The following is a 13725-nucleotide window of genomic DNA, read 5'->3' as shown; positions in this document are numbered from 1 at the left end:
GTCATAGAGGTGGAAGCCCTCGATGCTGCGCGCCGAGCCCTTCCCCACCCCATCCTTCACCCCCACCATCACCGTGGGCCGGTGGAAGCGCTCCACCACGCGCGAGGCGACAATCCCGATGACCCCCGGGTGCCAGCCGTCCGCGTAGAGCACGAAGCCTCGTGCCTGCTCGGCCCGCTCCTGCGCCTGGGCGAGCGCCTCGGTGAGGATGCTGCTCTCAATCCCCTGCCGCTCGGCGTTGGCCCGGTCCAGCACCTGCGCCAGCGAGCGCGCCGCGTCGAGGGACTCGGAGCACAGCAGCTGCAGCCCCAGCGAGGCGTCATGGAGCCGGCCGGCGGCGTTGATGCGGGGCCCGAGCCGGTAGCCCACCTGCCCGGCAGTGACAGGGCTGTCGGCCTCGAGCCCGGCGACTTCCTTGAGGGCGCGCACGCCGAAGCGGCGGCCCGCCGACAGCTCCTGGAGGCCGTGGTGGACGAGGATGCGGTTGGCGCCGGTGAGCGGCACCACGTCCGCCACGGTGGCCATGGCCACCAGGTCCATCAGCGCCTTGAGGTTGGGCTCCTTGCGGGTGGCGAACCAGCCGTCATCGCGCAGCTTCTTGCGCAGGCCCATGCAGAGGTTGAAGGCCACGCCAGCGGCGCACAGGTGCTTGGTGGGGTACTCACAGCCGGGCTGGTGCGGGTTGAGCACCGCCACGGCCGGGGGCAGCGTGGGCGGCACGGTGTGGTGATCCACCACCACCACGTCCAGGCCCAGCTCCTTGGCCCTCGAAATCTCCGCCACGGAGGTGACGCCGCAGTCGAGCGTCACCAGCACGCGCGTGCCGTCCGAGGCGATCTTCTCCACCGCCTGGAGGTTGAGGCCGTAGCCCTCGTCGAGCCGGTGGGGGATGTAGGTGGCGGGCCGGGCGCCCAGCTCGCGCAGGAACAGGGCGAGCAGCGAGGTGGAGCACACCCCGTCCACGTCGTAGTCCCCGTAGAGGGTGATGCGCTCCTTCTCGCGGATGGCGCGGAAGAGGCGCTCCACGGCGGGGACCATGCCCTTCATCCGGAACGGATCCGGCAGGTCGGCCAGCTTGTCCGTGAGGAAGGCCGAGGCGGCCTCGGGAGTCCGCAACCCCCGGTGCACGAGCACACGCGCGGAGAGCGGATGCAGCCCGAGCTCCGACGCGAGCGACGCGGCCTGCTCCTGGGGTACCTCCGGAATCACCCAACGCACGTTCGCAACCCCTCGTCGGCAGCCCTCTGCGGGCTCCCGGGCAAAGAATCAACGCTCAGTCTACCTCGTAAGTCTCCCCAAGGGAACACGACCTGGGGCTCGCCCTGTCGAACGGGCAGCAGGCGAGCGGTCAGGTACCGCTCGGATGTCCGCCCGGCGCACGCGTTGCGGTCGATGCGCAGCATGAAGTGCAAACAAACCGACACGGGAGATGGCATGAGGCACAGGAGCATCCGAGCGGCGGCACTGGCTCTCGGTCTGGGACTCGCCGGTACCGCGATGGCGCAGGACAAGCAAGGGGATGTGAACGTCTTCCTGGACGGCGGCATCGGCGGGTACACGGGAGATCTCGGAGGGCTGACCGCGACGGGCCCCACATGGGGCGTCACCCTCAACCTCCAGCCCTACAAGATGCTGGGCTTCGAGGTGGGCTACGACGGCTCCAAGAACGACGTGACGGATGATCGCTTCCGCGCCGCCGAGGCGCCCTCGTTCATCCGCCATGGTGCCAACAGCCTGGTGAAGATCTCCCCCCCGTTCGAGAAGGTCCGTCCCTTCGTGGGAGCGGGACTGGGCATCTCCTACGTCTCCGCGAATGGCGAGGCGACGGGTCCATACGAGTCGGACATCATGGAGGAGGTGCCGCTGGCGGCGGGCATCGAGTTCAACGCGGGGGCCCTGACGGCGGGCATCCGCGGCACGTACCGCATCCTCGTGGATGACAACTTCGCGGACGCGGCGGTGCCGGGCGACGCGAGCGGTGGCCTGCTGGACACCAGCCTCACGGTGGGTGGTCGCTTCTGATGCGCGGCCCCCGGAAAGAATCGAAGGCCCTCGTCCCCGCGGGTTCGCGGAGCGCGAGGGCCTTCCGGGCCCACCCGGGCGAGGGTCATCCCCTCACCCGTGGCGTGGCTCAGGACACCATCATCCCGGCGCGTTGGCCTGCTGATTCATCGGGCCGCCGCCCTTGTTACGGGCCTCACGCGCCGCGGCGCGCTCGTCCAGCCAGATGGTGAGCGGGCTGGCGATGTACACGGTCGAGTACGTGCCCACGATGATGCCCACGAGCATCGCCCAGGCGAAGTCGCGGATCTCTCCCACTCCGAAGACGAGCAGGCCGATGAGGGAGAGCGCGGTGACGCCCGAGGTGAGGATGGTGCGGCCCAGGGTGTCGTTGATGGCGATGTTGATCACCTCCGGGAACGGCTTGCCCCGGAACTTGGCCATGTCCTCGCGGATCCGGTCGTAGATGACGATGGTGTCGTTGACCGAGTAGCCCACGATGGTGAGCAGTGCGGCGATGGCGGTGAGGCCGAACTCCGCGCGGCTGATCAGGTAGAAGCCGGCCACCATGACCACGTCGTGGAGCATGGCGAGCAGCGCGCCCGGGCCGAACTTGAAGTCGAACCGGAACGCCACGTAGATGAGGATGGCGACCATGGAATAGAGCAGCGCCATGACGCCGCGGTTGCGCAGCTGCTTGCCCACCTGCGGGCCCACGTACTCCGTGCGGCGCATCTCGAAGTCCGGCTGGCCGTCCTGCACGCCCTGCATCAGCGAGGCGCGGATGCGGTCCGCCATGCCGCTGGCGACAATCTGGTAGTCAAAACCACCGGCCTGCGCCGGGCCCAGCGAGCGCACCTCCTCCACGCCCGTGCCGGAGCCCTCCACCGCCTTCTCGATCTGCTCGGCGGGGAGCGCCTGCTGGAAGCGCAGGTTGATGATGCCGTTGGACAGGTCCGGCGAGATGCTCTTCACCGGCCCCAGCGCCTGGAGGGCCTCCTGGGCCTTGACCGCGCGCTCCTCGGTGAGCTGGGTGACGCCGCCCAGCCGCAGGAGGAACGCGTTCTCGCTCGCCGCGCCGATGCTCTGCACCGACACGTCGGGCAGCCCGCCCGCCTCGGCGCGCTTGCGCACGTCCGCGGCGCTGATGGCCTTGTTGAACTTCACCTCCACCACCGTACCGCCGGCGAAGTCCACACCGAGGTTGAAGCCCCAGGTGGCGATGCCGATGAGGATCGCCAGGTTGACCACCGTGGAGAAGAAGACGGCGGGCTTGCGCTTGCCGATGAAGTCGATGTTCGTCTGGTTCTTGAGGATCTTCTGGAGGATCGTCAGCATCTGCGTTCCCTCGGGACCAACTAGACGGACACCGTCTGGGCGTTACGGCCGTGGACGAAGTAGTTCATGAAGAGGCGCGTCACGAGGATGGACGTGAAGAGCGACGCCAGCAGGCCGATGATCATCGTGGTGGCGAAGCCGCGAATCGGGCCCGTCCCCGTGAAGAAGAGGATGAAGCCGGCGATGAGCGCGGTGACGTGGGAGTCGAAGATGGTCCAGAAGGCCCGATCGTAGCCCTGGTCCACCGCGACACGCGCCGTCTTGCCATGGCCGAGTTCCTCGCGGATGCGCTCGTTGATGAGCACGTTGGCATCCACCGCGACACCCAGGGTCAGCGCGAAGCCAGCGAGGCCCGGGAGGGTGAGCGTGGCGTTGAAGAGCGCCAGGCCCGCGAGGATGAGCAGGCCGTTGAGCACCAGCGCCACGTCGGCGATGAGGCCCGCGCCCCTGTAGTACAGGGCCATGAAGGCGATGACGAGCAGCAGGCCCAGCGACGAGGCCAGGCCTCCCTTGCGGATGAGCTCGTCGCCCAGCGAGGCGCCCACCTGGCGGATCTCGCCGATGGTCACCGGGGCCGGCAGCGCGCCCGCCTTGAGGGCCAGCGCCAGCGTCTGCGCGTCGGACAGCCACTGCTCCAGGGGACGGCCACCCGAGCGGCCCATGGTGATGCGCGCCCGGCCCCCCCCAATGCGCTCATTGATGCGCGGCGCCGACTGCACGTAGGTGTCCAGCACGATGGCCATGCGCCGGCCGGTGCCCTTCTCGGTGAGCTCCTCGAACTGGCGAGCGCCGGCGGCGTCGAAGCTGACGTTCACCTCGGGCTCGTTGAGCTGGCTGAGCGAGGCGTCCGCGCCCGTCAGGCTCTCGCCCGTGAGCGGCACGTCCTTCTCCACCAGGAAGGTGCGGTAGCTGTCACACACGCCCTTCTTCGTGGCGCTGGGGATGCACTCCAGCAGCACCTCGCGCTCGGCGGGCGTCTTCTCCGCCACGTAGGCGAGCAGCGCCTCGCGGTTGGGGCCCTCCAGCTGCGGGAAGCCCTCGGAGGTGGACAGGGTGATGTTGCTGCCCTCCGGCGGCGGCGTCTCCAGGTACGTCTTGCGGAAGAAGTCGGTGGTGTCGTCCACCATGCGGAACTCGAGCTGCGCCGTGGTGCCCACCAGCTCCTTGGCCTGCTCCGGGTCGCTGCGGCCCGGCAGGGAGATCTGGATGGCGTCGGTGCCCAGCTTGCGCACGTCCACCTCGGCCACGCCCCACTTGTCGATGCGGCGGCGGATGACGAGCATCGCCTGGTCGACCGACTCCTCGCGGAAGAAGTTCACCTGGCCCTCGTCCGGGGTGAGCACCAGCTTCGCCCCGTCGCGCGACACCCGAACGAAATCGGTGAAGGTGGCGAGCACCTCCTTCTCGATGGCGTCCATGGTGGCCGGCTCCTTGGCGGTCAGCGTGAGCTGGAGCGCCTGGGCGTCCGTGTCCACGGACACCTCGCCGAGCTGCTTGTCGTTGATGTAGCGGGCGATCTGATCACCCCGACGCTCGGTGCGCTTCTGCAGCGCCGTCTTGGTGTCCACACGCATGACCATGTGGATGCCGCCCTGCAGGTCCAGCCCCAGGTTGATGCGGTACTTCGCGGGGGGAGCCCACTTGGGCAGCCGCTCATTGAGGAGCGTCAGGTTGTTGCGCTCGCTTCTGTCCACCACGAAGAGCGAATAATAGGAGGGGATCAGGAGCCACACGGTCAGCAGCGTCACGCCGATGACCAGCCCCAGCCTCCAGTACCAGCCGCGGTCCATTACTTCTCCTCCTTCTTATCTTCGGTCTTCGCGGCCGGGGCCTCGGGCCCCACCACGTACCTGCCGGCCACGGACGTCTTGAGCACGCGGATGCGCACGCCGTTGGCCACTTCGAGGGTGATCTCGCGCTCCGACACCACCTGGATGCGCCCGATCATTCCACCCTGGGTGATGACCTCATCGCCCTTCTTCAGCCCGGAGATCAGCTCGCGGTGAGCCTTGATCTGCTTCTGCTGGGGGCGGATCATCACGATGTACATGATGGCGAACAGGGCGCCGATGAACAGGATGTTCACCATGCCGCCGGGTCCACCTGGGGCCTGAGCCAGAATCAGGAAGCTGTCTGCCACAAACCGCCTCGTCGTCGAGTAGGGGTTCCGTCCACGCCGTCGTCCACCAGCGGACAACGGACAAACCGGAAAGGGGGGCCTCTTAGCAGGGGGCACACACCCCGAGCAAGTGAACGGCGAAGCCCCCTGGGCCTTTCCGTTCCGCACCATGCCCGCCCGCCCTCCTCCGGCAAGGACGTCCCGTCAGGGGGGGGCGGGCCACTCCGGCATGTCCCCGAGAAGCCCCAGGAGCCGTCCGGCTGGATGGTCGCTGGGTCACTTCTTCCCGGTGCGCTCGGTCTCCTGGGCGCGCGCCTTCTCCCGGAAGTCGCGAGCGAAGGTGGCGTAGCGGTCCTCGGCGATGGCCCGGCGCACGTCCTTCATCAGGGTGAGGAAGTAGTGGAGGTTGTGGAGGGTGTTGAGCCGCATGGCCAGGATCTCCCCCGCCACGAAGAGGTGGCGCAGGTAGGCGCGGCTGAAGTTGCGGCAGGTGTAGCAGGAGCAGGCCGGGTCCGCGGGCCGGGGATCCTTGGCGTAGGTGGCGTTGCGGATGACGACCTTGCCCTCCGAGGTGAAGAGCAGGCCGTTGCGCGCGCACCGGGTGGGCAGCACGCAGTCGAACATGTCCACCCCGTGCTCCACGCAGGTGACCAGGTCCACGGGCGTCCCCACCCCCATGAGGTAGCGCGGCTTGTCCCGGGGCAGCAGCGGAGCGGAGAAGGCCACGCCCTCGTGCATGGCCTCGGGCGACTCTCCCACCGAGAAGCCGCCGAGCGCATAGCCCGGTAGGTCTATCGCGCACACCTCCTCGGCGTGGGACTTGCGCAGCTGCCTGTCCAGGCCGCCCTGGACGATGCCGAAGAGCGAGGAGCGCTCGCGGCTCCAGGCCTTCACGCACCGCTGCAGCCAGCGGGTGGTGCGCGCCAGGGACTTCTCCAGGTAGGCCCGGTCCTCGGTGGAGGGCGGACACTCGTCGAAGGCCATGATGATGTCCGCGCCGAGCGTCTCTTGAATCTCGATGGAGCGCTCGGGGGACAGGAGGATGTGGCGCCCGTCCAGGTGCGACTGGAAGGCGGCGCCCTCCTCGGTGATTTTGCGCTTCTCGGCGAGGCTGAAGACCTGGAAGCCGCCGCTGTCGGTGAGCATGGGCCGGTCCCAGGAGATGAAGCGGTGCAGGCCGCCCATCTCCCCCACCAGGTCGTCTCCGGGCCGGAGCATGAGGTGATAGGTGTTGCCGAGGATGATCTGCGCGTCGATCGTGAACAGGTCGTCCGGACCCACGCCCTTGACGCTGCCCACGGTGCCCACGGGCATGAAGATGGGCGTCTCGATGAGCCCGTGGGGGGTGTGCAGGCGACCCCGGCGCGCGCGCGTGCCCGAGGCGTCCTCGTGCAGCAGCTCATAGCGCACCAGACTCGGTGCAACGCGGGTGTCGCCCTTCTCCTTGCGCGGCTCTGCCATTGCGTCGTGTCTCCCCTACTCCGTCACCAGCATCGCGTCGCCATACGAGAAGAACCGGTAGCCGGCGGCGACGGCCTCCCGGTAGGCCGCCAGGGTGCGCTCGCGGCCGAGCAGCGCGCTCACCAGCACCACCAGCGTGGAGCGCGGGAGGTGGAAGTTGGTGAGCAGCACGTCCACCTGCCGGAAGGCGAAGCCGGGGCGGATGAAGATCGTCGTCTCGCCCGGGCCGGAGCGCAGGCGCCCCGTCTCCGGCTCCGTGGCCGCCTCCAGGGTGCGCACCACGGTGGTGCCCACCGCCACCACCCGGCGCCCCTCGGCCTTGGCGGCATTCACCGCCTGGGCGGTGGCCTCGGAGACGAAGTAGCGCTCCGGGTGCATGTGGTGCTTCTCCAAGTTCTCCTCGCGCACGGGGAGGAAGGTGCCCGGCCCCACGTCCAGCGTCACCTCGACGCGGCGGATGCCCTTGGCCGCCAGGGCCGCGAAGGTGGCGTCGGTGAAGTGCAGCCCGGCGGTGGGCGCCGCCACCGCGCCCGAGGCCCGCGCGTACACCGTCTGGTAGCGCTCGGCATCCGAGGCCTCGGGGGCGCGGGTGATGTAGGGCGGCAGAGGCAGGCGGCCGGCCTTCTCCAGCACCTCGGCGAGCGACGTGCCCGGCGCGGCGTGGAAGCGGACCCGGTACTCGCCGCCCCCGAGCGCCTCCAGCACCTCGGCCTCCAGGCCCTCGAAGGCGATGCGCGCCCCGGGCTTGAGGCCCTTGGAGGCCTGTCCGAGGCAGATCCACTCCAGCGCCTCGGTCGCCCCGCCGAGCGCCTGCGAGGTGAGCGTGGGAGCCGCCGGGCGGACGACGAGCAGCTCCACCCGGCCGCCCGTCCCCACCTTGCTCCCGAGGAGGCGGGCGGGGATGACGCGGGCGTCGTTGACGACGAGCAGGTCGCCCTCGCGCAGCAGCTCGGGCAGCTCGGCGAAGCGGCGGTGGGCCCTCGCATCCGAGGAGCGGCTCACCACCATGAGGCGGGAGGCATCGCGGGCGCCGAGGGGCGCCTGGGCGATCTGCGCCTCGGGAAGTTCGAAGTCGTAATCGGAGAGCAGTGACGACACGGAGGACGGGCTTGTAACAGCCCGGACGTCGCGACGAAACGGGATGTGTCAGTAGAGCTGCTGGAGCTCGGTCCCCGGGTAGTAGTGCGAGAGGATGTCGCGGTAGGAGAGCCCCTCGTCCGCGAGCCCCTTGGCCCCCCACTGGCACAGGCCGGCGCCGTGGCCGTAGCCGCGGCCATTGAAGTGCCAGGCCCCTCCGGTGCGCTCCACGTCGAACCCCAGGCTCTTGAGCTTCGTGTAGCCGAGCTTCCGCCGGAGCGTCGCCCCATCGAGCGAGACGCCGTTGGCGGTAACCACCCGGTTCACCCGGTGGGTAGCGCTGCGGGAGGCGACGCGGAAGCCTTCGGTGGCCTGGCCCAGCGCGGCATGCAGCTCCGAGTCGGAAACAGTGGCGCTCCAGCGGCTGGCGGGCAGGCTGCCGCACGGGCAATCCACGGCCTGGAGGTACGGGAGGTCTCGCTGGAGGGCGTCCTGGCCAGACTCGGTACGGCCGCCGCACGAGGCGTGGAAGTAGGCCTCGATGGGGGCGAGCTCGTAGGTGAGCACCTCGCCGCGAGTGGCCTCCACGGCGGCGCGGCTGCGCGGGTCCTCGCGGTTGAGGCCGCCGTAGACCTGATGGAGCACACTGCTGCCCATGTGGAAGGGGCTGCCGTAGGTCTCGAGCTTCTTCTGGAGGGCGTAGGTGCGAGCCGCCACGGCCTGGGCCTTGAGGGCCTCGGGGGGGAAGGAGACGGGCATCTCGCTGCCGAGCACGCCAGCGAGGTAGTCCTCGAGCGGGATGACGTTGATGAGCTGGAGCCCGTCCTTGTAGAGGCGCACCACGACATCGCCGCGCACCTGCATGCCCCCGGCGCGCAGGGGCGAGGAGCCGGGCACGCCCGCGTCCTCGGAGTCCTCGCCAGCGCGGAAGCGCACCGCGTTGCCGATGACGGGGGCCCCATTGAGCTCCAGGCGGGAGCCGCGGCGCCGCACGACGACGCTGTCCGGGTCGAGCGGGGAGAAGCGGGCGTCCTCGGTATCGGAGCCGAAGGACAGGGCGCGGCCGCTCACGCGGACTTCGGCCTGGGCGTCCCCCATGGCGATGCGCATCGTCTCCACGGCGAGCGCGCGGAAGGGCGCGAGCAGGAGCAAGAGGAGTGCAACAGGTCGCCACATGGTGCCCGAGTGTAGGGGTTGGTGCTCATGGCTCAAGAAATCGGCCGGCGGATGGCGGAGAATGCGCGGCACGTGTCCCCTGCCCCCGACGTCTCCCGCCTCTCGGCCCCCGAGCTCTGCGCGGCGCTGCGAGCGCTGCCCTACCGTGAGTCCGCCTTCCTGGTGCTCCGGTTGGTGCGGGGCAGCACGCTGGCGGAGAGCGCGGCTTTTTACGGCGTCTCGTCGGAGGCCTTCTCCGTGAACCTGCTGCGGGCGGGGCTGGCCCTCACGGCCGCGGCGGCCCTCCCCTGCCGCCCTCCGGAGAACGACGCGGAGGAGGCCCTCTGGGCGCGAGCCCTCGCCGAGGCACTGGAGCGAGAGACGGCGGTGGTGCCCCCGGGGCTGACGAGTCTGGTGGCGCTGTGCCGGCGGTTGCGCGCGCAGGGCCCGGAGGTGGCGGCGGCGCTCGAGGCCGCCGAGCGCGAAGAGGAAGCCTCACCGAGTCGCACGCGGGAGGACTGGCTGCGGAAGCTGGCGGTGCTGGCCCTGCTGGGACTGACGGGGTACCTGTACTGCAACCGCCCCGAGGCGCCGCCGGAGCGCCCGGTCCAACCGAGGCCCATGGAACGCTGAGAGAGCCCTGGACGGGCCGAGCGGCCGCGCGTAAGGGAGAGCCATGCGCGCTGCCAGCCTTGCCCTGTTGACCCTGGTCCTCGTGGGATGCCCCAAGCAGGTGGACACCACCCGGGTCGCCGGCTCGGACGACGAGCAGCTCGCCACCTATGAGGCGCGGCTAGAGGAGTTGCGCTCCCGAGGAGCGGGCGGGGAGACGTCCTGCGAGGACCGCTGCACCCAGGCCACGCAGACGTGCGACGTGACGGAGGACTTCTGCGAGGTGGTGGCCCGTCATCCCGACCGGACGGATCTGACGCGGCGGTGTGTGCAGGCCCAGGAGTCCTGCGCGGAGACGACGGATGGCTGCACGCGCTGCCGGGCCCGCTGAGGGCGAAACCGGGGGGATTACCCACCCACCCCCGACCTCCCATACGATGGGAGTCCCCACCTCAGGAGTGCCCATGTCCCGCCGTCTGTCCGTCCTGCTGCTGTCGACCTGGCTCGCCGCGCCGGGCCTCGCGCTCGCGGGGGACCTCACGCCCGAGCAGATCGCGCGGATGCGCAGCGACGAGAAGGCCGCGCTGGATCGCGTGAACGCCGCGCACGGGAACAAGAAGTCCTCCGAGATGAGCAATGCCGAGCGGCGGCGGCTCATCCAGGAGCAGCAGCAGGCCGTCCAGGGGGTCCGGGACCAGCACGGGGTGTCGGAGAAGGACTACGCGCGCCAGACGACCCGGATGGGAAGGAAGCAGACCGAGGCGGTGGAGGCGGCGGCCAAGGAGCTGGAGGCGAAGAAGGCCGCCGAGGCCACGAAGAGCCAACCGGGCGGAGGGCAGGAGCCTGGGGAGATCCAGGTCCAGCAGGGCTTCGATGATGAGAACCCGGTGACGCTGGAGGAGCAGGAGGGCGCGGCGCCCTCCGTGGAAGTGGGGATTCCCCAGGACGAGGAAGTCCCGTCCGAGGAGGAGTGAGCCCCTCCCCTACCCCCAGCGCCGCTGCTGCCAGACCCCGTCATAGGGGCAGGCGCAGTCGGTCTCCTCGGGCTCGGGGTAGACGTAGCGCTCGCCCTTGAAGTTGCGGAAGACGGTCTGGTTCTCCCCACGCTCCAGGACGTAGTCGGGCTGGAGCGTCACCTTGCCGCCGCCGCCGGGCAGATCCACGGCGAGGTGGGGCACGGCGAGGCCAGTGGTGAAGCCGCGGAGCTGCTGGAGGATCTCGACGCCCTTGGAGATGGGGGTGCGCAGGTGCTCGCAGCCCTCGGCCACGTCCATCTGGTGGAGGTAGTAAGGGCGGACGCGGATGCGCAGCAGGGCGTGGGAGAGCTCCTGGATGATGCGGGCGTCCGAGTTGAGCTGCCGCATGAGGACGGCCTGGTTCTCGACGGGGATGCCGTGGTCCACGAGCCGCTCGCAGGCCTCGCGGGCCTCGGGGGTGATCTCCTTGGGGTGGTTGAAGTGGGTGACGACGTAGACGGGGGCGTAGCGCCGCAGGAGGCTGGCCAGCGAGTCGGTGACGCGCATGGGCAGGCACACGGGGACGCGCGTGCCGATGCGCACCATCTCCACGTGGGGAATCTCATGCAGGGGCGCGAGCAGCGCCTCCAGCCGCTCCTCCGAGAGCAGGAACGGATCTCCACCGGAGATGAGGACATCGCGCACCTCGGGGTGGCTGCGGATGTACTCGAGGCCGCGCCGCATCTGCTCCTTGGTGAGCTCGGCCTCGCCGCCCTTGGTGATGCGGCGGCGGGTGCAGTGGCGGCAGTAGACGGAGCAGGTGTCGAGCGCGAGGAAGAGCACCCGGTCCGGGTACTTGTGGACGATGGCCTCCTCGGGCCGGGTCTTGTCCTCACCGAGCGGGTCCGCGAGCTCCCCGGGGCGGATGCGGGCCTCGGCGCGCACGGGGATGGACTGCATGCGGATGGGGCAGAAGGGGTGGTCCCTGTCGATGAGGGACAGGTAGTAGGGGCTGATGCCGATGCGGAAGAGCGAGGAGGTCTCCTGCACGCCGGCGCGCTCGTCGGGCGTGAGGGGGACGTACTTCTCGAGCTGCGCGAGGCCGCGCACGGCATGGCGCTGATGCCAGCGCCAGTCGGACCACTCGGCGTCGGTGGCCTCGGGAAAAAGCGAACGGCGCCCGGCCTCGGAGGCCGGACGCGCGAGAGCGCCCTTGGAGGGCGGCCTGGGGGGGAGCATTACGCCGCCTTGGCCTGATCGCGCCACCACTGCTGGCCCGACTCGGGCAGCGTGTAGATGGGGTCGAAGTACTCGTACTTGCGGCTGAGGGCGTCGGGGTCATTGCCCTCGATGCCGGTGCGGTAGTTCTTGGTCCAGTACGAGATGCCGCGCTCGCGGTCGTACTCGGACACCTGGTGGATCCACCGCTTCCCGACGAAGGGCACGTCGCAGACGATGCGCGGGGTGGCGAAGCCGGGCATGTACCCCATGATGTCGTGCTGGAGCTGCTGGGCCTCGGCCACGGAGAGCCGCCAGTGCTCCGAGTTGGGGATCATGTCGCACATGTAGAAGTAGTACGGCAGGATCTTGGCGTGATCGAGCAGGGTGAAGCACAGCTCGAGCAGGTCCTTGGGGGTGCTGTTCACGCCGCGCAGCAGGACGCCCTGGTTGCGCACGTCGCGGAAGCCCATGTCGAGCAGCTTGCGCACGGCCTTGCCCACCAGCGGGGTGAGCTGGCGGGCGTTGTTGACGTGGGTGTGGAGGGCGAGGTCCACGCCGCGCTCATTGGCCTTCTTGGCGAGGCGCTCCAGCCCCTGCAGGACGGAGTCCTGGAGGAAGTGCTGGGGGATGGCCATGAGGCCCTTGGAGGCCAGGCGGATGTCGCGGATGTTGGGGATGTCGAGCAGCGCGCTGACGAAGGGCTCGAGGGCCTGGATGGGAAGGTTGGCGATGTCGCCGCCGCTGACGACCACGTCGCGGACGGTGGGCGTCCGGCGCAGGTAGTCGAGCATCTGCTCGTAGCGCTCCTTCTGGCCGACGTTGAAGCGGTGCTTCTGCACCTGGGGCACGTCGTTACCGACGAGGTCCATGCGGGTGCAGTGGCCGCAGTACTGGGGGCAGGTGGGGAGCATCTCCGCCAGCACCTTGGTGGGGTAGCGGTGGGTGAGCCCCTCGACGACCCACATATCGGCTTCGTGGAGGCTGTCGCGGCTGGCCTTGGGGTGGTTGGTCCACTCGGTGTGCCGGTCGTCGAAGGCGGGGAGCATGTAACGGCGGACCGGGTCGTTCCACAGGTCCGTCTCGTCCATGGTGTTGAGCATCTGGGGCGGGACGAGGATGGACATCGTCGCGCGCTCGCGCTGGTCGCGCTCCAGGCTGGCCAGGAGGTCATCCGCCAGGAAGTGGCCGAGGACGGCCTTGAGCTCCTTGAGGTTCTTGACGGTGTGCTTGCGCTGCCAGACGGAGCTCTCCCACTCGGCCTGGGTGACGTCCTTGTAGCCGGGCAGACGCCGCCAATCGGGCTCCACGAACTCACGGCGGAGCGGGTAGGAAAACGGCTGCTGCGCGGGGCCAGCCGAAGCGGGCTTTCCGCGGATGGGCGTCGTCGTCATGGCGAACCACCTTCATGGAACCAGGGCCCGGGACACGGCTCCCGGGGACAGGGGTCCCTCTTTACCCAACAAAGGAAAGAGGGCAACGAATGCGTGCGTGACTGACTACTCGACAGGCACGTTGATGAGCTTGGCCATATCCCCTTCGGAGATCTTCACCTGCTGGGGCTTGCTCTGCTTGCCGCCCATCTTGAAGATGACCGTGTGGTTGCCCACTGGGAGGATGACCGGGTTGCCGAGTGCCGCCGGGGTATCGCGGCCGGTGTACTTCCCGTCGACCCAGATTTGAGCGCCGAGGGGACGTGAGCTGCAGGCGAGCTTGCCCTTGGCAGTCGACTTGGGGGTGTTGGAGACCTTCGTGACAGGGTTCTTCGGAGCGGGCTGTGGCTTGACG

General features: G+C 69.4%; 14 protein-coding genes. 4 read left to right on the top strand and 10 right to left on the bottom strand.

Going from position 1 to position 13725, the window contains the following annotated elements:
• Nucleotides 1-1218 (bottom strand): single-stranded-DNA-specific exonuclease RecJ (gene recJ, locus VF697_RS23755; protein ID WP_331098703.1); only part of this gene is annotated, 1218 nt, incomplete at its 3' end.
• 216 nt (nucleotides 1219-1434) lie between these two features.
• Between recJ and VF697_RS23750 the strand changes: the two genes are divergently transcribed.
• The gene (locus tag VF697_RS23750) at nucleotides 1435-2022 is read left to right on the top strand and encodes an outer membrane beta-barrel protein (RefSeq protein WP_331098701.1); all 588 of its coding nucleotides are present in this window, start codon (nucleotides 1435-1437) and stop codon (nucleotides 2020-2022) included.
• Nucleotides 2023-2142: 120 nt separating this feature from the next.
• Here the strand turns inward: VF697_RS23750 and secF are convergent, their stop codons facing one another.
• The 6 genes from secF to VF697_RS23720 all read right to left on the bottom strand — a co-directional run bounded on the left by secF (nucleotide 2143) and on the right by VF697_RS23720 (nucleotide 9172).
• Entirely contained in the window at nucleotides 2143-3339 is a 1197-nt protein-coding gene (gene secF, locus VF697_RS23745) for a protein translocase subunit SecF (protein WP_331098699.1), read from the bottom strand.
• A gap of 20 nt (nucleotides 3340-3359) precedes the next feature.
• Nucleotides 3360-5129 (bottom strand): protein translocase subunit SecD, encoded by a 1770-nt coding sequence (secD, locus tag VF697_RS23740; RefSeq protein WP_331098697.1) that lies wholly within the window; start codon nucleotides 5127-5129, stop codon nucleotides 3360-3362.
• Nucleotides 5129-5428: a preprotein translocase subunit YajC gene (gene yajC / locus VF697_RS23735; protein WP_414641335.1), complete on the bottom strand. Its 300-nt coding sequence runs from the start codon at nucleotides 5426-5428 to the stop codon at nucleotides 5129-5131. The genes secD and yajC overlap by 1 nt, the downstream gene beginning before the upstream one ends.
• Before the next feature lie 306 nt (nucleotides 5429-5734).
• The gene (tgt, locus tag VF697_RS23730) at nucleotides 5735-6919 is read right to left on the bottom strand and encodes a tRNA guanosine(34) transglycosylase Tgt (RefSeq protein WP_331098693.1); all 1185 of its coding nucleotides are present in this window, start codon (nucleotides 6917-6919) and stop codon (nucleotides 5735-5737) included.
• Between the two features lie 15 nt (nucleotides 6920-6934).
• Nucleotides 6935-8017: a tRNA preQ1(34) S-adenosylmethionine ribosyltransferase-isomerase QueA gene (queA, locus tag VF697_RS23725; RefSeq protein ID WP_331098691.1), complete on the bottom strand. Its 1083-nt coding sequence runs from the start codon at nucleotides 8015-8017 to the stop codon at nucleotides 6935-6937.
• 48 nt (nucleotides 8018-8065) lie between these two features.
• Nucleotides 8066-9172 (bottom strand): SpoIID/LytB domain-containing protein, encoded by a 1107-nt coding sequence (locus VF697_RS23720; RefSeq protein ID WP_331098689.1) that lies wholly within the window; start codon nucleotides 9170-9172, stop codon nucleotides 8066-8068.
• Between the two features lie 27 nt (nucleotides 9173-9199).
• Here VF697_RS23720 and VF697_RS23715 point away from each other — a divergent pair, with 27 nt between their 5' ends.
• The 3 genes from VF697_RS23715 (at nucleotide 9200) to VF697_RS23705 (ending at nucleotide 10737) form a co-directional block, all read left to right on the top strand.
• Complete coding sequence (locus VF697_RS23715) at nucleotides 9200-9784, top strand: hypothetical protein (protein ID WP_331098688.1); 585 nt, start codon at nucleotides 9200-9202, stop codon at nucleotides 9782-9784.
• A 43-nt stretch (nucleotides 9785-9827) separates the two neighbouring features.
• Nucleotides 9828-10154, top strand: coding sequence for a hypothetical protein (locus tag VF697_RS23710; RefSeq protein WP_331098686.1), 327 nt, complete (start codon nucleotides 9828-9830; stop codon nucleotides 10152-10154).
• A gap of 73 nt (nucleotides 10155-10227) precedes the next feature.
• Nucleotides 10228-10737 (top strand): hypothetical protein, encoded by a 510-nt coding sequence (locus tag VF697_RS23705; protein WP_331098685.1) that lies wholly within the window; start codon nucleotides 10228-10230, stop codon nucleotides 10735-10737.
• 9 nt (nucleotides 10738-10746) lie between these two features.
• Here the strand turns inward: VF697_RS23705 and VF697_RS23700 are convergent, their stop codons facing one another.
• The 3 genes from VF697_RS23700 to VF697_RS23690 all read right to left on the bottom strand — a co-directional run.
• A complete protein-coding gene (locus VF697_RS23700; protein WP_331098683.1) occupies nucleotides 10747-11958 on the bottom strand; it encodes a KamA family radical SAM protein in 1212 nt (403 codons plus the stop codon).
• Complete coding sequence (locus tag VF697_RS23695) at nucleotides 11958-13331, bottom strand: lysine 2,3-aminomutase (protein ID WP_331098681.1); 1374 nt, start codon at nucleotides 13329-13331, stop codon at nucleotides 11958-11960. Before VF697_RS23695 ends, VF697_RS23700 begins: the two co-directional genes overlap by 1 nt.
• A 105-nt stretch (nucleotides 13332-13436) precedes the next feature.
• Nucleotides 13437-13725, bottom strand: a 289-nt coding sequence (locus VF697_RS23690) for a PEGA domain-containing protein (RefSeq protein WP_331098679.1), incomplete at its 5' end; no start/stop codon positions are given.

Source organism: Archangium sp., from assembly GCF_036388035.1.
Taxonomy (GTDB): domain Bacteria; phylum Myxococcota; class Myxococcia; order Myxococcales; family Myxococcaceae; genus Archangium.
Note: the sequence above shows the minus strand (reverse complement) of the source record. Positions and strands in the feature narration are given on the sequence as shown.